The sequence below is a fragment of the Sphingomonas sp. GW822-FHT03G08 genome (assembly GCF_058801135.1).
The window spans coordinates 239,866-261,679 of sequence record NZ_JBXAMZ010000001.1; the positions used below are offsets into that span (position 1 = coordinate 239,866).

General features: G+C 67.2%; 18 protein-coding genes. 8 read left to right on the plus strand and 10 right to left on the minus strand.

The window, feature by feature from the left end; translation table 11 throughout:
• Window positions 1-11: 11 nt before the first annotated feature.
• Window positions 12-2,081 carry a M13 family metallopeptidase gene (locus tag AC1RJ5_RS00885; protein WP_493111192.1) on the plus strand — a complete coding sequence of 690 codons (2,070 nt, stop codon included), beginning with the start codon at window positions 12-14 and terminating at the stop codon, window positions 2,079-2,081.
• Window positions 2,082-2,205: 124 nt separating this feature from the next.
• A complete protein-coding gene (locus tag AC1RJ5_RS00890) occupies window positions 2,206-2,910 on the plus strand; it encodes an alpha/beta fold hydrolase (RefSeq protein ID WP_493111194.1) in 705 nt (234 codons plus the stop codon).
• 35 nt (window positions 2,911-2,945) lie between these two features.
• On the opposite strand, the gene AC1RJ5_RS00895 is transcribed toward AC1RJ5_RS00890, so the two are convergent.
• The 4 genes from AC1RJ5_RS00895 to hmgA all read right to left on the minus strand — a co-directional run bounded on the left by AC1RJ5_RS00895 (window position 2,946) and on the right by hmgA (window position 6,176).
• Window positions 2,946-3,314 carry a hypothetical protein gene (locus AC1RJ5_RS00895; protein ID WP_493111196.1) on the minus strand — a complete coding sequence of 123 codons (369 nt, stop codon included), beginning with the start codon at window positions 3,312-3,314 and terminating at the stop codon, window positions 2,946-2,948.
• A complete protein-coding gene (locus AC1RJ5_RS00900; protein WP_493111198.1) occupies window positions 3,311-4,462 on the minus strand; it encodes an isovaleryl-CoA dehydrogenase in 1,152 nt (383 codons plus the stop codon). Before AC1RJ5_RS00900 ends, AC1RJ5_RS00895 begins: the two co-directional genes overlap by 4 nt.
• Before the next feature lie 80 nt (window positions 4,463-4,542).
• Entirely contained in the window at window positions 4,543-4,899 is a 357-nt protein-coding gene (locus tag AC1RJ5_RS00905; protein ID WP_269575503.1) for a Rieske (2Fe-2S) protein, read from the minus strand.
• Window positions 4,896-6,176, minus strand: coding sequence for a homogentisate 1,2-dioxygenase (gene hmgA / locus AC1RJ5_RS00910; RefSeq protein WP_493111200.1), 1,281 nt, complete (start codon window positions 6,174-6,176; stop codon window positions 4,896-4,898). Before hmgA ends, AC1RJ5_RS00905 begins: the two co-directional genes overlap by 4 nt.
• Window positions 6,177-6,337: 161 nt before the next feature.
• Between hmgA and AC1RJ5_RS00915 the strand changes: the two genes are divergently transcribed.
• Window positions 6,338-7,681, plus strand: coding sequence for a dicarboxylate/amino acid:cation symporter (locus tag AC1RJ5_RS00915; protein ID WP_493111202.1), 1,344 nt, complete (start codon window positions 6,338-6,340; stop codon window positions 7,679-7,681).
• A 184-nt stretch (window positions 7,682-7,865) separates the two neighbouring features.
• On the opposite strand, the gene hppD is transcribed toward AC1RJ5_RS00915, so the two are convergent.
• From hppD to AC1RJ5_RS00930, 3 genes are all read right to left on the minus strand, one after another.
• Complete coding sequence (gene hppD, locus AC1RJ5_RS00920) at window positions 7,866-8,903, minus strand: 4-hydroxyphenylpyruvate dioxygenase (RefSeq protein ID WP_184165644.1); 1,038 nt, start codon at window positions 8,901-8,903, stop codon at window positions 7,866-7,868.
• Between the two features lie 170 nt (window positions 8,904-9,073).
• A complete protein-coding gene (locus tag AC1RJ5_RS00925) occupies window positions 9,074-10,420 on the minus strand; it encodes an FAD/NAD(P)-binding protein (RefSeq protein ID WP_493111204.1) in 1,347 nt (448 codons plus the stop codon).
• Window positions 10,421-10,438: 18 nt separating this feature from the next.
• Entirely contained in the window at window positions 10,439-10,705 is a 267-nt protein-coding gene (locus AC1RJ5_RS00930; RefSeq protein WP_184165650.1) for a DUF6356 family protein, read from the minus strand.
• 280 nt (window positions 10,706-10,985) lie between these two features.
• Between AC1RJ5_RS00930 and AC1RJ5_RS00935 the strand changes: the two genes are divergently transcribed.
• Entirely contained in the window at window positions 10,986-12,551 is a 1,566-nt protein-coding gene (locus tag AC1RJ5_RS00935; protein ID WP_493114603.1) for an MFS transporter, read from the plus strand.
• Window positions 12,548-13,012, plus strand: a complete 465-nt coding sequence (locus AC1RJ5_RS00940) for a YbaK/EbsC family protein (protein ID WP_342250482.1) — start codon at window positions 12,548-12,550, stop codon at window positions 13,010-13,012. The genes AC1RJ5_RS00935 and AC1RJ5_RS00940 overlap by 4 nt, the downstream gene beginning before the upstream one ends.
• A gap of 154 nt (window positions 13,013-13,166) precedes the next feature.
• On the opposite strand, the gene AC1RJ5_RS00945 is transcribed toward AC1RJ5_RS00940, so the two are convergent.
• The 3 genes from AC1RJ5_RS00945 to AC1RJ5_RS00955 are packed head-to-tail and all read right to left on the minus strand — an operon-like array spanning window position 13,167 to window position 19,772.
• Window positions 13,167-14,645, minus strand: coding sequence for an amidohydrolase (locus tag AC1RJ5_RS00945; RefSeq protein WP_353739222.1), 1,479 nt, complete (start codon window positions 14,643-14,645; stop codon window positions 13,167-13,169).
• Between the two features lie 16 nt (window positions 14,646-14,661).
• Entirely contained in the window at window positions 14,662-16,395 is a 1,734-nt protein-coding gene (gene ggt / locus AC1RJ5_RS00950) for a gamma-glutamyltransferase (protein WP_493111207.1), read from the minus strand.
• Window positions 16,395-19,772 (minus strand): TonB-dependent receptor, encoded by a 3,378-nt coding sequence (locus AC1RJ5_RS00955; RefSeq protein ID WP_493111209.1) that lies wholly within the window; start codon window positions 19,770-19,772, stop codon window positions 16,395-16,397. The genes ggt and AC1RJ5_RS00955 overlap by 1 nt, the downstream gene beginning before the upstream one ends.
• Before the next feature lie 190 nt (window positions 19,773-19,962).
• On the opposite strand from AC1RJ5_RS00955, the gene AC1RJ5_RS00960 reads away from it, so the two are divergent.
• The 3 genes from AC1RJ5_RS00960 to AC1RJ5_RS00970 are packed head-to-tail and all read left to right on the plus strand — an operon-like array spanning window position 19,963 to window position 21,781.
• Window positions 19,963-20,490: an RNA polymerase sigma factor gene (locus AC1RJ5_RS00960; protein WP_269575494.1), complete on the plus strand. Its 528-nt coding sequence runs from the start codon at window positions 19,963-19,965 to the stop codon at window positions 20,488-20,490.
• A complete protein-coding gene (locus AC1RJ5_RS00965) occupies window positions 20,487-21,407 on the plus strand; it encodes a FecR family protein (protein ID WP_493111211.1) in 921 nt (306 codons plus the stop codon). The genes AC1RJ5_RS00960 and AC1RJ5_RS00965 overlap by 4 nt, the downstream gene beginning before the upstream one ends.
• Window positions 21,408-21,448: 41 nt before the next feature.
• The gene (locus AC1RJ5_RS00970) at window positions 21,449-21,781 is read left to right on the plus strand and encodes a hypothetical protein (protein ID WP_269575492.1); all 333 of its coding nucleotides are present in this window, start codon (window positions 21,449-21,451) and stop codon (window positions 21,779-21,781) included.
• Window positions 21,782-21,814 lie beyond the last annotated feature (33 nt).

Genomic DNA, 21,814 nt, shown 5'->3' on the forward strand with positions numbered 1-21,814 from the left:
GGAGAGTCGCCTTGAAGACCCATGCACTCCTCGTCGCGGCACTGCTCGCGACCACCGCATGCACGCCCTCCGGCAATGGCGCGGGCACCAGCGTTTCGGCCGGCACCGGCGTCGGCGTCGACCTGGTCGGGCTCGACAAGCAGGTGAAGCCGGGCGACGATTTCGAGGAATATGCCAATGGCGGCTGGCGCGCCAAGACCGAGATCCCGGCCGACCGCACCGCGACCGGCATGTTCCTCGACGTGTTCAACAAGTCCGAGGCGAACAACAAGGCGATCATCGATGCCGCGCTGAAGGCCAATGCGGCGGCGGGCACTGACACGCGGCGGATCGCCGACTGGTACAATGCCTATACCGATACCGGCGCGATCGAGGCGCGGGGGATCACGCCGCTCAAGCCGACCCTGGATGCGATCGCGGCGATCAAGGACAAGAAGGCGCTTTCGGCGATGCTCGGCGGCAATGTCCGCGCCGACGTCGATCCGCTCAACGCGACCAACTTCCACACCGAGAATCTGTTCGGCCTGTGGGTGAGCCAGGCGCTCGACAAGCCTGACGTGACCGTGCCCTATGTGCTGCAGGGCGGGCTGGGGCTCGAGGACCGCGACTATTATCTCTCGCAGACCGAGGAGATGAAGAAGGCGCGCGAGGGCTACAAGGCGTATCTGGTCAAGATCTTCACGCTGGCCGGAATGAGCGATCCGGCGGCGCGTGCCGGGCGGGTGTTCGACCTAGAGACGAAGATCGCGACCGCGCATACCGACCTGGTCGCCAGCCAGGACGTGAAGAAGGCGGATAACTGGTGGAAGAAGGCCGACTTCGCCGCCAAGGCGCCGGGGATCGACTGGGACGGCTTCTGGGCCGCGGCGGGCCTCGGCTCGCAGCAGGAATTCATCGTCTGGCAGCCCGATACCACGGTGAAGCTGGCCAAGCTGGTCGAGAGTGAGCCGGTCGAGGCGTGGCAGGACTGGCTGGCCTTCCACCAGATCAACCAGGTCACCTCGGTGCTGCCGAGCCGGTTCGACCAGGCGAGCTTCGACTTCTTCGCGAAGCAACTGCGCGGCCAGCAGGCGATGCGTCCGCGTGACAAGCGCGCGATCGCCAGCGTGAACAACAATCTGGGTGATGCGGTCGGCCAGCTTTATGTGAAGGACTATTTCCCGGCCTCATCCAAGGCCGACATCCAGAACATGGTGGCCAACATCAAGGCGGCGTTCGACAAGCGCGTCGCCGGGCTCAGCTGGATGGACGAGGCGACCAAGGCCGAGGCGCGCAAGAAGATCGAGACGATGCGCGTCGGTGTCGGCTATCCCGAGACGTGGCGCAGCTATGCGTCGCTCGACGTGAAGGCGGACGATCCGGTCGGCAACCTGATCCGCGCGGACAAGGCCGAAACGGCGCACCAGCTCGCCAAGATCGGCAAGCCGGTTGACAAGGGCGAGTGGTGGATGACGCCGCAGACCGTCAACGCGGTCAACCTGCCGTTGCAAAACGCGCTCAACTTCCCGGCGGCGATCCTGCAGGCACCGTTCTACGATCCCAAGTCCGATGCGGCGGCGAACTATGGCTCGATCGGCGCGACGATCGGACATGAGATCAGCCACAGCTTCGACAATACCGGTTCGAGTTTCGACAGCGCGGGCAAGCTGCGCAACTGGTGGACGCCCGAGGATCTCAAGCATTTCGAGCAGGCGAGCGCGGCGCTGGCGGCGCAGTATAGCGCCTATGAGGTGCTGCCCGGGCTGTTCCTCAACGGCAAGCAGGTGCTGGCCGAGAACATCGCCGACGTGGCGGGGCTGACCGCGGCCTATGAGGCGTATCACGCTTCGCTCAAGGGCAAGGAAGCGCCGGTAATCAACGGGCTGACCGGCGACCAGCGCTTCTTCCTCGCCTTTGCCCAGAGCTGGCGCGAGAAGCAGCGCGACCAGGCGCTGCGGGCCGAAGTGGCGACCGATGCGCACGCGCCGGGTCGCTGGCGTGCCTTCACCGTGCGCAATCTCGACGCATGGTATCCGGCGTTCAATGTCCAGCCGAACGAGAAGCTGTACCTGACGCCCGACAAGCGCGTGAAGATCTGGTGAAATTGGCGTCGTGCTCACTCCTTTGAGTGGGCACGACACCCCAAGGCCAGATTGATCGAACCGCCGATCCGCCTCCAGGCTGGCACCGTCGCCAATCCGGTGACGCCTGCCTGGAGTGAAGATCATGGATAGCAAAGCCGACACGCCAACGGTCGTTCTGGTGCACGGCGCCTGGGCGGACGGATCGAGCTGGCAGCGGGTGATCCCGTTGCTGCAGGCTGAAGGGCTGAGCGTGGTCGCGGTGCAGAACCCCACCAATTCGCTGGCCGACGATGTCGCGGCGACGCGGCGCGCGCTGGATGCCGTGGCCGGGCCGGTGGTGCTGGCCGGCCATAGTTGGGGCGGAGCGGTCATCACCGAGGCCGGGGCGCACGACAAGGTGAAGGCGCTGATCTATGTCGCCGCCTTCGCGCCCAAGGCGGGCGAGACGCTTGGCGCGCTGGTCGGCGCGTACCCCGCACCGCCGGCGCTGGGCCGGATCAGCGACGACGGCAACGGCTATCTCAAGATCAGCGAGCAGGGTTGGATCGAGGATGTCGCCAATGACCTGCCCGAAGCCGAGGCGCGGGTGCTGGCGGCCGTCCAGCCGCCGCTCGCCGCCAGCACCTTCGGCGACACGGCGACTATTGCCGCCTGGGAAAGCCTTCCATGCTGGTATCTGGTCTCGGCCGAGGACCGGGTGGTGAACGTCGATCTCGAGCGCCAGTTCGCGGCGCAGATGAACGCCAGGACCACCGAGCTGAAGGCCGGGCATCTTTCGCTGCTGTCGCAGCCCGAGGCCGTCGCGGCGGCGATCCTCGAGGCGGTGGAGACCGTGAAGGCAGGGTGACCGGATGCGCCTCCCCGGGCAACGCTCGGGGAGGTTTATCGGTGCGGGCCGGGCAGCACGATGCTCGCCACCAGCCCGCCGATCGCGATGACGAAGGCGGCGCCGACCAGCCAGGTCAGCAGGCCGATCGAGAAATTGCCCGGGTTGCTGCTCGCCGGATCGTAGAGCTTCCCGAAGAAGCTGCCGTAGAGCATGCCGACCGCCACGCCCCAGCTTGCCGCGAAGAAGCTGCGGGTGGCGAAACTCTGGCGGCCGATGAGAATCGCGGCGGCGATCATCATCGCGCCGGCGAGCATGTCGTCCATCCAGAAAACCGCCGGGCGGCCCGCATCCCAAGAGCGATAACCTTCGCCCGCCATCAGCAGGATCGCGCCGATCACGCCCAGGATGCGCAGCGCCTTCAAGCGCCGATCAGCTCCCGGCCGATCAGCATGCGGCGGATTTCGTTGGTGCCTGCGCCGATGTCGAGCAGCTTGGCGTCGCGGGCGAAGCGCTCGACCGGCCAGTCCTTGGTATAGCCGGCACCGCCCAGCGCCTGGATCGCCTCGAGCGAGACTTTCACCGCGCTCTCGGACGCGAGCAGGATCGCGCCGGCGGCGTCGAAGCGGGTGGTCTTGCCCGCGTCGCAGCTCCTCGCCACGGCATAGACGTACGCACGCGCGCTGTTGAGCGCGACGTACATGTCCGCCACCTTGGCCTGCATCAGCTGGAAATGGCCGATCGCCTGGCCGAACTGCTTGCGCTCGCGGATATAGGGCAGGACCACGTCGAGACAGGCCTGCATGATGCCGAGCTGGATGCCCGAGAGCACGGTGCGCTCATAATCGAGGCCGGACATCAGCACGCCGACGCCGCCGTTGAGCGGGCCCATGACGTTTTCCTCGGGCACTTCGCAATCGTTGAACACCAGCTCGGCAGTGGGCGAGCCGCGCATGCCCATCTTGTCGATCTTCTGGCCGATCGAGAAGCCGGGCATGTCCTTCTCGATCAGGAAGGTGGTGATGCCGCGCGAGCCCTCGCCGGTCTTGGCGTAGACCACCAGCGTGTCCGCATAGGCCGCGTTGGTGATCCAGAACTTGGTGCCGTTGAGGACGTAGCCCCGATCGGTCTTCTCGGCGCGCAGCTTCATCGAGACGACGTCCGAGCCGGCGCCGGCCTCCGACATGGCGAGGCTGCCGACATGCTCGCCCGAGATCAGCTTGGGAAGGTACTTCGCCTTCTGCTCCGGGTTGGCCCAGCGGCGGATCTGGTTGACGCAAAGGTTTGAATGGGCGCCGTAAGAGAGGCCAATCGAGGCCGAAGCCCGGGCGATTTCTTCCTGCGCGATGACATGCTCGAGATAGCCGAGGCCCAGGCCGCCAAACTCTTCCTCGACGGTGATGCCGTGCAGGCCGAGCTCGCCCATGGCCCGCCAGAGCTCGTCGCGCGGGAACCAGTCCTCGGCATCGATCTTCGCGGCAAGCGGCTCGATACGCTCCTTGGCGAAGCGCTGCGTCGTCTCGCGGATCATGTCCGCGGTTTCGCCCAGGCCGAAATCGAAATCGGGGGTCATGGCCACTCTCCAAAGATGGTCAGTATTGCTGACTTATTATCGCCTCTAATCCCGCATTTCGCGAGCCCGCGCAAGGACGATCAGGCAGTGACGATCTTGCCGTCGATCACCGTCACCGGCCAGGGGCGGAGCTTCGCGCCAGTGCACGGGCCGCCGACGCAGACGCCATCCTCGATCCGGTAAAGCGCGCCGTGCCAGCTGCACTGGATATGGCTGCCATCGGGGGTAAGGTAGTCGTCGAGCTTGTTCGACAGCGGCAGCGCCATGTGTGCGCAAAGGTCGAGATAGCCGCGCACGGTTTCGCCCCGGCGGACGACGAAGCCGTGGAAGCGGCCGGCGCGCATTTCGAGGACGAAGTTGCGCGCCTTGCCGTCGGCGATCAGGTCGAGCGGGCCGAGGGTGACGTTGGGAGGCGTTTCGGTGAGGCGTTCACTCACTTGGGCAACTGCGCCTTTGGGAACCCCTCCCACGCCGCGTCATAGTCGGGCTGGGCGCGGTCGAGGGCGTAGCGGGTCGGTTTATAGGGCCAGCAGGTCTCGACCATGAAGGCCATGGTACCGGCGATCTTGTGCGGCTTGAGGTCCGCGTTGGTCGCACCCTGCCAGCTCGTCACGTCGGGGCCGTGGCCGGCCATCAGGTTGTGCAGCGACAGGCCGCCGGGCGCGAAGCCTTCGGCCTTGGCGTCATAGGCGCCGGTGATCAGCCCCATCGCCTCGGACATGATGTTGCGGTGGAACCAGGGCGGGCGGAACGTGTCCTCGGCGACCATCCAGCGCGGCGGGAAGATCACGAAGTCCGCATTGGCGCGGCCCGGCACGTCCGAGGGCGAGGTCAGTACCGTGAAGATCGAGGGATCAGGGTGGTCGAAGCTCACCGTGTTCATCGTGTTGAACCGGGAGAGGTCATAGCGCCAGGGCGCGAGATTGCCGTGCCAGGCGACCACGTCGAGCGGGCTGTGGGGCAGGGTGGTGGTCCACAGGTGGCCCAGGTGCTTCTGGATCACTTCGAACGGCTCGTCCCGATCCTCGAACCAGGCGGCGGGCGTCTCGAAGTCGCGCGGATTGGCGAGGCCGTTCGCGCCGATCGGGCCGAGATCGGGCAGGCGGAACAGCGCGCCGTGGTTCTCCGCGACATAGCCGGTCGCGCTGCCATCGGGCAGCAGCGCGCGGAAACGGACGCCGCGCGGGATCAGGGCGACCTGGCCAGGGGCGACATCGATGCGGCCGAGCTCGGTCAGCAGGGCCAGCCGGCCCGCCTGCGGGATGAAGAGCAGCTCGCCATCCGCGTCGAAGAAGACGCGGGTCTCCATGTCCTTGTTGGCGGCATAGACATGCACCGCCACGCCCTCGAGATCGGCGGGATCGCGGTTGGCTAGCATCGTGACCATGCCATCGACCAAGTCGGTGCCCGGGGCGGGTGCCTCTACCGGGTTCCAGCGCAGGCGATTGGGGGGCAGGGGCTCGCCGGGCAGGTCAGCTGCGAAATGCGGCGCGCCCTGATAGCGGGTGAAGGGCGGATGCTCGGCGGTGGGGCGCAGGCGATAGAGCCAGGACCGGCGGTTCTCATGGCGCGGCGCGGTGAAGGCCGTGCCCGAAAGCTGCTCGGCATAGAGGCCATAGGCCGGCTTTTGCGGGCTGTTGCGCCCAACCGGCAGGGCGCCGGGGACCGCCTCGGTCGAAACATGGTTGCCGAAGCCGGGGAAATAGTCGGTCATCGCATCCTCTCCATGCCGGACTCTCTGTAGCGGCGCACATAAAGTGTCAAATGTTACTATCTGGCGACGGGGCAGCTTTAGGGGCGCGAACCTAAACTTTGTTGGGCGGCAGCGGGTTAATTCCTACTTCTTTAGTGGGTTTAATTCCGGAGTCGTAACCAATGGCCACCACCAGCGCAGCCGCACCCCCGCGGCGCCTACCGAGCTTCGGCGTGCAGGTTGCGATCGGCATGGTTGCCGGGCTGGCGCTCGGGCTGGCGGCGCGCTCGATCGGCGGCGACGGCGAGACGGCCAATGGCCTGGCCCAGGCGCTGCAGACGATCGGGCAGATTTTCGTGCAGCTGCTCAAGGTGCTGGTGCCGCCGCTGGTGTTCACCGCCATCGTCGCGTCGATCGCGGCGCTGCGTGATCTCAACAATGCCGCGCGGCTGGTGGTGCGAACCTTGCTGTGGTTCGCGATCACCGCGGGCGTCGCGGTGGCGATCGGCATCACCTTGGGGTTGGTGCTCCAGCCAGGGCATCATAGCGCGGTGGCGGCTGCCGCTGCCGCGGCGCCTTCGAGCACGGGCAGCTGGCTGGACTTCCTCAAGGGGCTGGTGCCGGCCAATTTCCTGGGGATCGCCGCTTCGACCAAGCTGAATGACGGCGGCGCTACCACCGGGCTTTCGTTCAACGTGCTCCAGATCATCGTGCTGGCGGTCGCGATCGGCGCGGCGGCGGTGAAGGCGGGCGAGGCGGGGCATCGCTTCCTCGACTTCAACGCCTCGGCGCTCTCCGTGTTCAGGCTGCTGCTGCGCTGGGTGATCCGGCTGACCCCGATCGGCACCGCCGCGCTGATCGGCGACGCGGTGGTCCGCTATGGCTGGGAGTCGCTGGCGGCGCTCGGCACCTATGCGGGCGCGGTCTATCTCGGGCTCGGGCTGGTGCTGCTGGTCGTCTATCCGGTGCTGCTCGCGGCGCATGGCCTGAGCCCGCTGCGCTTCTTCGCCTCGGCCTGGCCGGCGATCCAGCTCGGCTTCGTCTCGCGCTCCTCTGTCGGCACCCTGCCGGTTACCGAGGAGATCACCGAGCGCGCGCTGGGCGTGCCGCGGGCCTATGCCGCCTTCGCCGTGCCGCTGGGTGCCACCACCAAGATGGATGGCTGCGCGGCGATCTATCCGGCGATCTCGGCGATCTTCGTCGCGCAATTCTACGGCATCCCGCTTGGGCTGGAGCATTATGCGCTGATCGCGATCGTATCGGTGCTGGGCTCGGCCGCGACCGCGGGCCTGACCGGCGCGACGGTGATGCTGACGCTGACCCTGTCGACGCTCGGCCTGCCGCTGGACGGGGTGGGGCTGTTGCTCGCCATCGACCCGATCCTCGACATGGGCCGGACCGCGACCAATGTGGCGGGGCAGATGCTGGTGCCGGTGATCGTCGCCAAGCGCGAAGGACTGCTCGACGAAGCGCGGTTCCGGGAAGGGGCCGGGGACGAAGTGCGGGGCGAGCCCGCCTTTGCCTGAAGGTTGTGGCCGGGGTGGAGCAGCGCGTTACGCTACAAGCGTCGCTCCCCCCGGTCTCCCTCTCCAAACTTCCGTCCACCCTAACGCGGGTGGCATGAAATGGTTCACTCAGGCCGGCGCATTACGCTACGGAATGCGGCTACGCAATCGCGGCCGTTTTCGCGAGCCTGCGTGAAGAAAGCGTTCAGGCGTCGACCTTGATTACGCCGCGGCGGATCTGGTCTAGCTCGATGGATTCGAACAGCGCCTGGAAGTTGCCGTTGCCGAAGCCTTCATTGCCCTTTCTTTGAATAATTTCGAAGAAGATCGGGCCGAACATGTTCTCGGTGAAGATCTGGAGCAGGATGCCCTCGTCGCCGACATTGCCGTCGATCAGGATGCGGTTCTTGCGCAGGCGCTCAAGGTCCTCGCCATGGCCGGGGACGCGCTTGTCGACCAGCTCGTAATAGGTCTCGATCGTGTCCTGCAGCTTCACGCCGCGGGCGCGCAGCCGCTCGACCGTGTCGAAGATGTCCGGGGTGGTCAGCGCGAGGTGCTGGATGCCTTCGCCCTTATACTCGCGAATGAACTCCTCGATCTGGCTCTTGTCGTCCTGGCTCTCGTTGAGCGGGATGCGGATCGCCTTGTCGGGCGCGATCATCGCCTGGCTGAACAGGCCGGTAGCCTGGCCCTTGATGTCGAAATACTTCTGCTCCTCGAAGGCGAAGAGCGTCTTGTAGAACTCCGACCACACCCGCATCTGGCCGCGGCGGACATTGTGGGTGAGGTGGTCGAGCAGGTCGAGCCCGACATTGTTCTCGGCCTCGGCGGCTTCCCAGCCGTCGAACGCCGCCCAGTCGGCATAGAGATCGGTGCCGTCCTGGATGAAATAGAGGTACGAGCCGCCGATGCCCTGGATGACGGTGTCGTCCTCCTCGGTCGGCTTGGCGCCGTGCGCGAGCGCCCACTCCATCGCCTTGGCCGGATCGGCGACGCGGAAGGCCATCGCGCTGGCCGAAGGGCCGTGCTCGCCGCGGAACGCCGCCACGCGGCCGGCCTCGTCGCGGTTGAGCATCAGGTTGATGCGGCCCTGCTTGTAGCGGGTGATGTTCTTGGTCGGGTGCCGATGCGTCGGCACGAAGCCGAGCTGCTCGAACTGCTTCCCCATCGCCTCGGGATCGGGCGAGGTGAATTCGACGAATTCGAAGCCGTTGAGGCCGAGCGGATTTGCAGGATCGGTCATGGGGCACGCTCCAAGATTATGGGCGTGGGCTAGTCGCAAGCGGATGTAGTGTCAATTGATACTAGTTGCTCGGTGCAAACAGCCGTCATCCCGGCGAAAGTCGGGATCTCAGGCGAAGTCACAGGAAAAGAGCCGCACGAGATCCCGACTTTCGCCGGGATGACGGAGTGTTACAGCCCTTCGCCGCCGACCCAGTGCGCGTTGGAGAGCCGCCGGGCGACGCTCCAGGTCTGGGTGCGGATATCGGGCACCGCGACGATTTCCCAGAAGGCGCCGCGGGTCATCGGGCCGAGCGCGTAGAGATTGCCGTTGGGGCCGCCAGCGGCGTTGATCGTCTGGCCCTGGTTGTCGACATCGATGCCGAGATGCGCCGCATCCGGGCGGATCATGCCGCGCGCCGCGAGCTTCTGGAGCAGCGGCTCCTCGGTGCGGTTGAGATCGCCCAGCGGGCCGGTGCAGTTGACGATGCGCTGGACCGTCATGGTCTCGGCCGCATCGGCACCGCGGCGGCGCAGCCTGACCTCGATGCCTTCGGGCTTCTCCTCGAAGCCGAGCGTCTTGCCGGCGATCACCTCGAGCTGGCCGCGCTCGATCACTGCCATCAGCCGGGCATAGACCTCGGGCGCGAGACGGTGGCGATGCACGTCCCACCAGGGACGGAGATGGCGCAGGAAGCGGCCGCGCTCGGCTTCGCTGGCATTGCCCCACATCGCCTGGGTGAAGGGGCGCAGCTCATCGACCGCGTTGCGCCAGCCGATCTCCTCGCCGCGGTTGCGGACGGCCTGGAGCAGGCGCGAGGCGGTGGTGGCGGGGCGTTCCTGCAGCTTCTTCCAATCGCTGCCCGGGGCATGGCTGCGCGGGAGCAGGCCGCGGCGGGAGAGGGCGACGATCTTGCCCTGGAAGCCGCGCGCATCGAGCAGCAGGACGACGTCGATCATCGTCAGGCCGGTGCCGATCACCAGCACGGTATCGTCGGGGCCGAGACCCTCCGGCACGCTCGCGTCCCAGGGATCGCCCTTGTAGCGGCTGCCCGACAGCGCTTCGGGATCGAGGCCGGGCGGATCGTGCGGGGGCAGGTTGCCGACCGCGAGCACGGCGGCATCGGCTTCGATCGTCTGGCCCTTGAGGCGCACGGTCACGCCATCGGCGAATTCCAGGTCGTCGACCTCATCGCGCACCAGCCTGAGCCGGTCGGGATGGTCGAGCAGCGCGGCATCGAGCAGCTCGCGCAGATATTCGCCATAGGTGACGCGGGGGATGAAGGCGGTCGCCGCATTCTCGACGCCGCGCGCTTCGAGCCAGCGGACGAAGTGCGAGGGATCGTCCGGAAAGGCGCTCATATTGGCGGCGCGGACGTTCAGCACATGGCTGGGATGGGCGGCGCCATAGGCGAGGCCGAGGCCCGCCACCGGTGCGCGTTCGATCAGGGTTGCGCGGGGGCCTTCGTGGCGGAGCAGGTTGATCGCCTGCAACGTACCCGAAAAGCCCGCGCCGATAATGGCGACGTGCTCGATCATGTCAGGCGGTCCCCCCGCTCAGATTTCGTATTCGATCTGCCACTCGGGCTGCTGATGCGCGAGCGGCTTGGCGTTCATGCCCGGCTGGCGCGCCATCATCTGCGCATAGAGCCGCTTCACGGCGTCGCTGGCGGTACGGGCGAACAGCGACGGGAAGATCGAATGGACGACGCAGGCAGCGCCACCGACGATCATGGTGAAGCCGAATCGTGCAGCGGTTGCGGCATGCTCGCCATAGGTCTCGCCGACGGCGCGCGGGTGGGAGAGGAAAAAGCGCTCGAACATGGGCGGACTCTACCGCGCTGCGGCGAAGCTGTGAAGTACAGCTTTTGCGATCACAAGCTGGGCTATCCACGGAAAAAAGCTTGCCCCTGAGAGGCGCTTCGCCGAACCTGTCGGTCAGGCGTGCCAAAGAGCGCGCGAAGCGACGGGGGTTCCAACCACGGCAGGACTGTGGTTGGTTAGCGCTAACAAATAAGGGGAAGATAGCTTGAGCCAGGATCTGACGTCCGACACCCCGTCGGCGCCCGAGGGCGATCATCACACAGCCACGAAGAACGAGAAGATGGTGATCGCGGCATCGTCGCTGGGCACCGTGTTCGAGTGGTACGACTTCTACCTCTACGGCCTGCTGGCGACGACGATCTCGGCGCAGTTCTTCGCCGGGGTGAACGATACCACCGCCTTCATCTTCGCGCTTGCCGCCTTCGCCGCGGGGTTCGCGGTGCGGCCGTTCGGCGCGCTGGTATTCGGGCGGATCGGCGACCTGGTCGGGCGCAAGAACACCTTCCTCGTCACCATGGGAATCATGGGCGGATCGACCTTCGCGGTGGGCCTGCTTCCCAATTTCGCGACTGCCGGCGTGGCCGCTCCGATCCTGCTGGTGACGCTGCGCGTGCTGCAGGGCCTGGCGCTGGGCGGCCAATATGGCGGTGCCGCCACCTATGTCGCCGAGCATGCACCCAACCATAAGCGCGGGCTCTACACGAGCTGGATCCAGACCACGGCGACGCTCGGCCTGTTCGCCTCGCTGCTGGTGGTGATCGGCACGCGTTCCTGGCTGGGCGAGGAAGCCTTTGCGAGCTGGGGCTGGCGCGTGCCGTTCCTCGCTTCGATCCTGCTGCTCGGCGTGTCGCTCTGGGTGCGGCTGCAGCTCAACGAGAGCCCGGTCTATGCCCGGATGAAGGCGACCGGCAACGTCTCCAAGGCGCCGCTGACCGAGGCGTTCCTGCGCTGGGGCAATTTGCGCATCGTGCTGATCGCGCTGTTCGGTGCGGTCGTCGGCCAGGCGGTGGTCTGGTACACGGGGCAGTTCTACGCGCTGTTCTTCCTCGAGAAGACGCTCAAGGTCGACGGGATGACGGCGAACGTGCTGATCGCCGTGGCGCTGGCGCTGGGTACGCCGTTCTTCGTGTTCTTCGGCTGGCTCTCGGACAAGATCGGGCGCAAGCCGATCATCCTGGCGGGCTGCCTGCTCGCCTCGATCAGCTATTTCCCGCTGTTCCACGCGCTGACCCAGGCGGCGAACCCGGCGCTGGCGGAAGCGCAGGCCAAGGCGCCGGTGACGGTCTATGCCGATCTCGCGACCTGCTCGGTACAGTTCGATCCGATCGGCAAGAACAAGTTCGACAAGACCGGCTGCGACATCGCCAAGTCGACGCTTGCCAAGGCCGGTGTTCCCTATAGCACTGAGGCTTATGGCTCGGGCGAAGTCAGCATCGGTGGAGCGACGACAGCGGCGGGCGACCTGAAGACCTATTCCGCGCGGCTCAGCGCGGCACTGAAGGCCGCTGGCTATCCGGCCAAGGCGGATGACGCCCGGATCAACAAGCCGCTGGTGGTGGCGATCCTGTTCGCGCTCGTGCTGCTGGTGACCATGGTCTACGGCCCGATCGCCGGCATGCTCGTCGAGCTGTTCCCGAGCCGTATCCGCTACACCTCGATGTCGCTGCCCTATCATCTGGGCAATGGCTGGTTCGGCGGCTTCCTGCCTGCGACCGCCTTCGCGATGGTCGCGGCGACCGGGGATATCTATTACGGGCTCTGGTATCCGGTGGTGGCCGCGGCCTGCACCTTCATCCTCGGCCTGTTGCTGCTCCCCGAGACCTTCAGGAAGAAGATCGAGGATTGACCGTAGAAACCGTACGCACGTGGCTTGCCGAGCATGCGCCCGATCTCAGCCTGATCGAGCAATCGGCAAGCACCGCAACGGTGGCGGAAGCGGCGGCGACGCTCGGGGTGGAGCCCGGGCGCATCGCCAAGACGCTGGCGCTGCGGGTGGGTGAGGGCGTGCTGCTCGTCGTCGCCCGCGGCGACGCCCGGCTCGACAATCCGAAGACCAAGGCCGAGTTCGGCGGCAGGGCCTCGATGCTTGGCGCCGAAGAGGCGGAGGTGTTGACCGGGCATCCGGTGGGCGGCGTCTGCCCCTTCGGACTGGCGACGCCGCTGCCGGTCTATTGCGACGTGTCGATCCGCGGGTTCGATACGGTGTTCCCCGCAGCCGGATCGCGCACGGCATCGGTGGAAGTCGAGCCCGAGCGGCTGGCCGGGCTGGTTTCGCAGCGCTGGGTGGATGTCTGCAAGCTGGCCTGAGGCTGGTTCAGAGTTTGTGAGACAAGGCGTCGCTGTTCCCCGGCGAAGGCAGGGGCCCAGTCTCGGCGAACCTGGTTTGGCTCAGGAATCTCTCGGACGGCATTGCAACTGGGCCCCGGCCTTCGCCGGGGAACAGCTTTCTTGAAGCGCGCCGCTATTTCGACTTGGTCGACCCCTCCCAGGCCGGGGTCGGCTTGCGATAGTCGAGCGCGGGCGTACGCGTGCCGAGCAGCGCGTTGTACTTGAAGTCCGGGCCGCGCGCCTTGTCGAGCTCTGCCCGGGCTTCCTTCAGAACCTCGGGCGACAGGAACAGGTCCGCGCCGGTGAGCGCGATCGTCTTGGCGGCGACGGTGGCGCCCTTGATGCCGATCGACGAGCCCGAGGCGGCGACCGCCTGCCAGCTGTGCGCCGGGGTGCCGGGCACCCAGGTCGCGGTGCTGAGGCCGATCGTCGGCACGGTCCAGCTGATGTCGGACACGTCGGTCGAGCCGCCGCCGTCCGGCCCGCGCTCGCGCGAGCTGGTCTGCTTCACCGAGTCGAGCGACTTCTGCGTCGGCAGGCTCTTCTGCAGCTCGGTCGCCCAGGCGATCTCCTCGGGTGTCCAGGTCTCGCCGCCGACCGCGTTGAGGTTGCTGCTCATCACCTTGGCGAGCGTCTCGCTCGCGAGCATCGAATAGACACCGCCGGTGATCTCGTAATCGACCGTGGTGCCGGTCGCCATCGCCGAGCCCTCGGCGGCCTTGACCACGCGGCCCCACACGTCGCGGACGATCAGCGGATCGACGTTGCGGACATAATAATAGCTCTCGGCGAAGTCGGGGACGACGTTCGGGGCTTCGCCGCCGGCGGTGATGATGTTGTGGATGCGCGTGGACGAGGGGATGTGCTCGCGCATGAAGTTCACCGCGACGTCCATCACCTCGACGCCGTCGAGCGCGGAGCGGCCCTTGTCCGGCGAGGCGGCGGCATGGGCGCTGACCCCGTGGAAGCGGAACTTGCCCGAGATGTTGGCCATGCTCTTGCCGGTCGACACCCCATTGGCGTCGCCGGGGTGCCAGTGGAGCACGGCCGAGACATCGTCGAACAGGCCGGCGCGGACCAGATAGACCTTGCCCGAGCCGCCTTCCTCGGCCGGCGAGCCATAGACGCGCAGTTCGCCCTGGACCTTGTTGGCGATCATCCATTCCCGGATCGCGATCGCCGCCTCGACGCTGGCGGCGCCGAACAGATTGTGGCCGCAGCCATGGCCGGCGGCCTTGCCGGCAATCGAGGTCTTGGTGGGGGCATTGGTCTGGGCGAGGCCTGGCAGCGCGTCATATTCGGCGAGGATGCCGATCACCGGGCCGCTGCCCTGCTTGAAGCTGGCGACAAAGGCGGTCGGCATGCCGGCGACGCCGGGGGTGACGGTGAAGCCCGCCTTTTTCAGCCGTGCCTGGAGCAGGGCGGAGGACTTGGTTTCCTGGTAGCCGACTTCGGACCAGCCCCAGATCGCCCTGGCGGTGCTTTCCAGATCGGGCGCGCGCTTGTCGATGCCCGCCAGGATCGCGCCGCGCTGCGCCTCGGGCACGGCCTGGGCTTGGGCGGAAAGCGGCGCGAACATGCTTGCCAGCAGCAGCGCGGTCCTGATCTTCATGTCCTGCATTCTCCCCTTATTTCGCGCCAACAGCCGCGGCGTCGGGACGGCGCGTGTCGGCCGACCCCAGGAACTTGTCGCCTTCGACCATGATCGACTGGACCGATCCCATGGTGTTCGAGCTGCGCACCTTGTGCCCCTTTGCCTCGAGCAGGGGAATGATGTCCGGCGAGAAGCCTTCCTCCAGCTCGATCGGGCCGTCGCCGCCCGACTGGTTGATGCGCGGACGCTCGGCGGCTTCGGCGACGTTGAGGCGGTGATCGATGACGTTGGAGAGCATCTGCACCATCGTCGCGATGATGTAGCCGCCGCCCGGCGTGCCGGTGACCAGCCAGGGCCTGTCGTCCTTGAACACGATCATCGGGGTGATCGTGGAGCCGACGCGCTTGCCCGGCACCGGCTGGGTCGCCTTGCTGTCCGGGCCGCTGCGGCCCCAGGCGAGGTTGCCGAGCGAGTTGTTTAGCAGGATGCCGGTGCCGGGTGCCACGACATGCGCGCCATAGGAGGCGGAGAGGGTATAGGTGTTGCTCACCGCGTTGCCGCCGGCGTCGACCACCGAGAAGTGCGTCGTGTCCTTGCTCTCGAACGGATAGGGATTGCCGTCCGGCAGCGCCTTTGCGTCGAGCGACGCGCCCGGCCGGATCAGCTTGGCGCGCTCCGCCGCATATTCCTTGCTCGCCAGACCCTTGGCGGGCGTCCGCCAGTCCGGGCCGCCGCCGATCAGCTTGCGGTCCGACCAGACGATCTTGAGCGTCTCGGCGAGGAGATGGAGGTTGGCGACGCTGCCCCAGCGCTGCTCGCGCACCGGGAAGCGCTCGAGGATGTTCATCGCCTCGGCGACGCTCACGCCCGAAGCGGTGGGCGGCATGTACGCGATCGGCATGCCGCGATAGCTCGACCAGATCGGCTCGGAGATCACCGGCTGATAGGCGGCGAGGTCCTGTTCGTCGATCACGCCGCCGCCGGCCTTCATGCCCGCGGCGATATTCCGGGCGATGGCGCCGGTGTAGAAGCCGTCGCGCCCCTTGGCGGCGATCAGCTGCAGCGTCGCGGCAAGCTCGGGCTGCTTCCAGCGCTCGCCGGGGGCATAGGCGCTGCCGTCGGGCTTGAAGAAGACGGCGAGGGCGGCCGCGTCGTCATGCATCGCCTTCTTCTGGTCGGCGTTTGCTTGCGCTTCGTCGTCGGACAGGATCACGCCGTCGCGGGCCATGGCGATCGCCGGGGCGATCAGCGTGCCCCAGGGCAGCGAACCGAAGCGCTTATGCGCTTCCCACAGGCCCGCGACGGTGCCGGGGATCGCGACCCCCTTCATCGAATAGCCCTTGGCGGCATCGAACTTGCCGTTCGCGCCGAGCAGCAGGTCGGGCGTCGTGTTGCGCGATGCCTGGCCATAATAGTCGATCGCGATCGTCTGGGCGGGCTTGCCGTCCTTCGCCGCCATGTGGATCAGCATATAGCCGCCGCCGCCGACATTGCCGGCGCGCGGCAGGGTGACGGCGAGCGCGAAGGCAGTGGCGATCGCGGCATCCACCGCATTGCCGCCCTTGCGCAGGATCGCCGCGCCGACATCGGCAGCGATCCGGTTCTGGCTGACGACCATGCCGCCGCGCCCGATCACCGGCTTGTGGATCTGGTCATAGGCGACGATGTCGCCGCCAGAGACGCGCTGCGTGGCGGGCGCCTCCGGGGCTTCCTGGGCGAAGGCCGGCGTCGCGAGCGACGCCAGCGCGAGGATCAGGGCGATCCGCATCAGAAGCTCGCCCGCATGTTGGCGTACCAGTAGCGGCCATAGGGGCTGTAGAGCGAGCCGAGGAAGCCGCCCGAGCTGAGCGGCGGCGCCTCGTTGGTGAGGTTGCGCACGCCGATGCGCAGCCGGTAGCGGCCGCCATCGCTGCGCTTGCCCACCGTGACCTGGCCGTAGAGGTTGAAGGTCATCCGGTCCTCGATCAGCCAGGCGGCGCCGGCGGAATCGAGCAGGCCGGTATCATCGACGTCGCTGGTGTACTGGGTGAAGCCGCCGATCTGGAACGGACCCTTCTCCCAGGTGATCGAGCCGGTGACCTTCCAGCGCGGCTTGCCGTTCTGGCGGACGAGATCGCCGGCATCGGCGATGTTGGTGCCGGCGTTGATCGTCCCCGCGGTACGCGCGGCGATCAGGTTCTGGATCGGCGGCGAGGGCTCGAGGAAGAACTTGTCGAGATAGGCGGCATTGGCGTTGAGGCTGATCTTGCCCGCGCCGAAGTCCGGCAGGCGCCAGTTGAAGCCCAGGTCGACGCCGGCGACTTCCTGCGGCAGCAGGTTGACGTACTTGTCGTTGACGTAGAGCACGCGGCCGACGGGGGCGAGGCCCGAGCCCGCGAACAGCGCATTGTCCTCCGCCGTGGGCGCGGCGCGGATCACGTTCGGATCGCTCGAGCCCTGCACGCGCAGCAGATAGTCGTTGATCAGCGCATTGCCCTCGCCGAACAGGCCGACGATCCCCTTCTGGTCGACATGCCAGTAATCGGCGGTGAAGGTCATCCGGCCGATCGCGGAATCGAGGAAATGCGGCTCCAGCACCACGCCGACGGTCCAGGTCTTGGACTGTTCGGGCTTCAGGTCCGGATTGCCCGAGCGCCGCGCGGTGGTGGCGAAGCCCTGCGAGCAATTGGCGAAGCTGGAGATCGCACCGGTGCGCAGCTGCGCCTCGCAGCGGACATAGTCGGTGCGGGTATTCGAGCGGGTGACCAGGGTGGCGTTGATCTGCTCGAGGTTCGGCGCCTTGAAGCCCTCGGCATAGGAGCCGCGCACGCGGATGCCGCGGACGATGTCCCAGGCTGCGGCGATCTTGGGCTTGGCGACCGAGCCGACATCCGAATAATGCTCGAAGCGGCCGGCGAGCTGGAGCTCGATGTTGCGGATCAGCGGGATGTGCATGTCCGGCGAGATCACCGGCACCGCCAGTTCCATATAGGCCGCGGCGACGGTGCGGCGGCCGCTCGTGTCTGGCGAGGGGCTGGTGCCGATCAGGTCGGAGCCGTTGACCGCGCCGGTGATCGAGTCGGTGAACTGGATCGTGCCGTCGACACGCCCGTCGCGGTCGTCATTCTGGGTCTCGCGGCGCACTTCGCCGCCGATCGCCATGCCGACATTGCCGCCGGGCAAGCTGATCAGGTTGGTGGTCGAGCCCTTGATGTCCCACATCGCCAGCGTCGACTTGCTGATGCGGGTAGTCTTCACCTTGACCGCGTTGATCGCGGCCAGGCTGCTCGGCACATTGTCCGAACCGCTCGGCGGGGTGAGGCCGCTGCCGTTGAACGGGTTGTACGCGTCCGGCGTGGTCAGGTTGATCTGGCGCTGGAGCAGGGTCTGGCTGATGCCGTCGGAGGTATCCCGTACCCGCGCTTCCGAATAGACCGCCGCGCTTTCCCACTGCAGGCCCAGCACGTCGAAGCGCACGCCGCCGAGCAGGCGGAACTGGGTATTGAGCACGTCGACATGGTTCGGGCCGACATCGGCGAAATTGTAGCTCGACAGGGTGATCGCCTGGCCTGCGGCTGCGGCGTTGATGCCGGGCAGGCGGTTGGCGCTGCCGGTGGGGCCGAAGGGATTGTAATAGGCATTGGCGGCGATGGTCAGCGGGCCGGAGGACAGCGTGCCGGTCGAGGCCTGGGTGCTGTTGCTCTTGCCGTTGTAATAGCCAGCCTCGCCGAACAGCTCGACGCCGCCGCCCAGCTCGTAATGCCCGTTCATGAACAGGTTGATGCGGCGGATGTTCGGCGTGACGTTGGTGTTGAAGGCAAGCGGCGCGTCGAAGCGCAGCTCGCGGATGCCGGCCGTCGAGCTGGTGCCGGTGGCGACGCAGTTGGTGCCGTTGATGATGCCGGCATTGCCCGCCGGGCAGCCGGTGAAGCTGGTCGGCTGGATGTGGAACTGGCCCGAGGTGTTGGTGAGCGCGGTCGTGCCCTGGCGGACGACGACGTTGCCGACGGTCTGGAACGAGCCCCAGGGCGTGATCGTCGAGCGGCCGTCGAGCGAGGTCGATCCGGCGAAGCGCGTATCGGCGAACAGCGCGCGCAGGTCGTTGGTGCGGGTATAGTCGAAGTCGTTCGCCATCACGCCCTGGCGCTTGTCGTAGCTGGCGAACAGGGTGATGTTGCCGTGATCGCCGAGGTTGCGCCCGGCGAGCAGATGGGTGTTGGTCTCGAACAGCTGCGAGCCTTCGCCCCAGCCGACCTGGCCTTCGAGCTCGACGCCATTGTAATCGGTCTTGAGCACGGTGTTGACCACGCCGGCGACCGCGTCCGATCCGTAGATGGCGGCGGCGCCGTCGCGCAGCACTTCCATCCGCTCGAGGCCGAAGACTGGGATGGCATTGGTGTTGACGGTGAGCACCGGCACGAGATTGTCGTCGGCGCGGCTGGTCGGGTGGTTGACGACGCGGCGGCCGTTGAGCAGCACCAGCGTGTTGCCGACGCCGAGGTTGCGCAGGTTGATCGAGCCGACATCGCCGCGCGCCGAGTTCGAGCTGTTCGGCAGGTAGGAGCTGTTGAAGCTGACATCGCCGAGCTGCGGGATCGAGCGGAACAGCTCGTCGCCCGAGGTGGCGCCCGTCGCGCCGATCTGGGCTTCGTCAACCACGGTGACGGGCAGGGCGGCGGTCACCTTGCTGCCGCGGATCTGCGAGCCGACCACGACGATCTCGGCCGGGGGCGGACCGTCGCCATTGACGGCCTGCTCGACCGCGCTGGTCTCGGCCGAGGCCTGCTGGTCCCCGCTCGGCGTGGGCGTGGGCGCGTCCTGATACAGCGCGACCGGCCGGGCAGTGGCGGGTACGTCGCTGCGCGGCATCACCCGGACGCTGTTCGGGCCGGTGAAGCGATAGGTGTAGCGGCTGTTGGCGAGCAGCAGCTCGAGTGCGTCACCCACCGTGTAGCGGCCATCGAGGCGCGGCGCCTTGAGGCGGGCGATGGCGGGATCGGTGAAGACCAGCTGCACGCCGGTCTGCTGCGCGACCTGCATCAGCGCGGTATCGAGGCGACCGCCGGCGAAATGGATTTCGTGGCGCAGCGTCTCGCGGGCCTGGGCGCCGGCGGGAACCGCGGCGAAAACGGCAACGGTGGCGAGAAGCAACTGGCGTGTGTTCATGATTATCGACCCCCCTGAATCGATGCCTGGACGCGGCAATCACGGTTTATGACGCTGGTGCGACACACACGCGAACCAGAACGGATCAATTTTTTTCGAGTGTTGCGCGCTTGCACGGTTCGCCTTTGCGATAATGGCGCGTCATGGCAGGAGGAAAGCGCGCATTCGCGCAAATGGGGGAGGCGCGGAATTGTCCGCCGGACGATCGGAAATGCAGCGGGTGCCGCAGGGCGAGGAAGGCGCGTTCGACGCCTATCGTGCCGCGCTGCGGGCATTCGTCGCGCGTCGGATCGACAATCCCTCCGAGGTCGAAGACCTGGTGCAGGAAGCCTGCGCCCGGCTGGTCGCCAGCGCGCGCGAGCGGACGGTTGACGAGCCGCAGGCCTATCTGTTCCGCATCGCCGCGAACCTGATCGCCGATCGCCACCGCCGCGCGCTGCCGGTGGTGCCGCTGGGGCCGGAAATCCACCCGCCGGTGCGTCCGGTGCAGGAGGATCGCCGCCGGGTGGCCGATCTCCAGTCCGCGCTCGAGGGGGCGCTGGCGGAATTGTCGCCGCGCTGCCGCGAGGTGTTCGTGATGCGCCGCTTCGACGAGCGCGGCACCGGCGAGATCGCGCGCGAGCTCGGCATCTCGCCGCGCATGGTGCAGAAGCACCTCAATCACGCGGTCGCGCATCTCTACGATCGGCTTGCGCATCTTATGGAGCGCGGAGCATGAGCGAGCGCGATCTCGGCAAGCGCGCCCCCGCGGTCTTCGAGGCGTTCCTGGATGGGCGCGAAGGTGATCTCCATCCGGCGGACCGCGCGGAGGCATCCGAGTTCTGGAACTGGCTTGGCGATTTCGAGCGGCCCGGCCCCGTGCCGGTGCCGGTGCGCCAGCGGTCGGTGTGGATCGGCCGGGCGATCGCGGCGAGCGTCGCGGTGCTGCTCGCGTTCGGCGGAACGCTCTGGATGACGCATCCGCAGCCCACCCACGAAACGGTGCAGAGCATCGCGACCGGCCATGCCGAGCGTCGCCGCATCGCGTTCAGCGACGGGTCGGTGGTGACGCTCGCGGCCGACAGCCGGGTAGACGTCGCCTATATCGCGAAGGAACGCCGCTTGCGGCTGGTCGCGGGCGAGGCGCTGTTCAAGGTCGCGCATGACAAGAGCCGCCCTTTTGTGGTCGAGACACGACACGGCGAGGTGATCGCGGTCGGCACGATGTTCGATGTCAGTGTCGGCAGGCGCGAAGCCGAGGTGACGGTGGTCGAGGGCGTGGTGCGGGTCGCCCTGTCCGAGCCTGGCCGGCCGGGCGCCGCCGAGCCGATCGAGAAACTGGCGCACAAGGGTGAGCGGCTGTCCTTCGGCATTGCCAAGGGGACGAGCGGCGATACCGGCTTCATCCGCCAGGCAGCCGACATCGACGCGGACAGCGCGGTTGCCTGGACGCGGGGCCGGCTGGTCTTCCAGGGCGAGCCGTTGAGCGAAGTGATCGAGGAAGTGAACCGCTATTCGCGCGACCGGCTGGTGCTGACCGATCCCAGGGCTGGATCGGTGCGCGTCTATGGCGTGATCAACCAGGGCGACACTGCGGCGATCCGCGACCTGGTCGCCAATCCCGGCGCAGTCGCGGTCGAGCCGCGCGAGCCCTGATCGGGCCTTACGCCGGCGCGTCGATGTGATATGGGGCGGCGATGCGCGCGTTGCTGCCCTTCCTGGCCTGTCTGATGCTGGTGCTCACCAGCCTGACGTCGATCGCGCATGCGACCGAGGCGCCGGACGGGGGCGTGTCGACGGCGGAAATGGCGGCCTGGCACGCGCCGGGCGATGCCGATGAAGTGCAGGGCGATCCGGACAAGGATACGCCGCACCACCATTCGATCTGCCACGGCCATGATCTTGCGGCCTCCGCGAAGATGCCCGCGGCACCGGTTGCATACCGCCCATTGGGCATGCTGCGCCCGGCTGTGACCGCCGTGCTGGTCGCGCGGATGACCGATACGCCGCTTCGGCCACCCATCGCCTGACAGCGACTGCCCGCGCCCGTGCGGCGCGTCTGT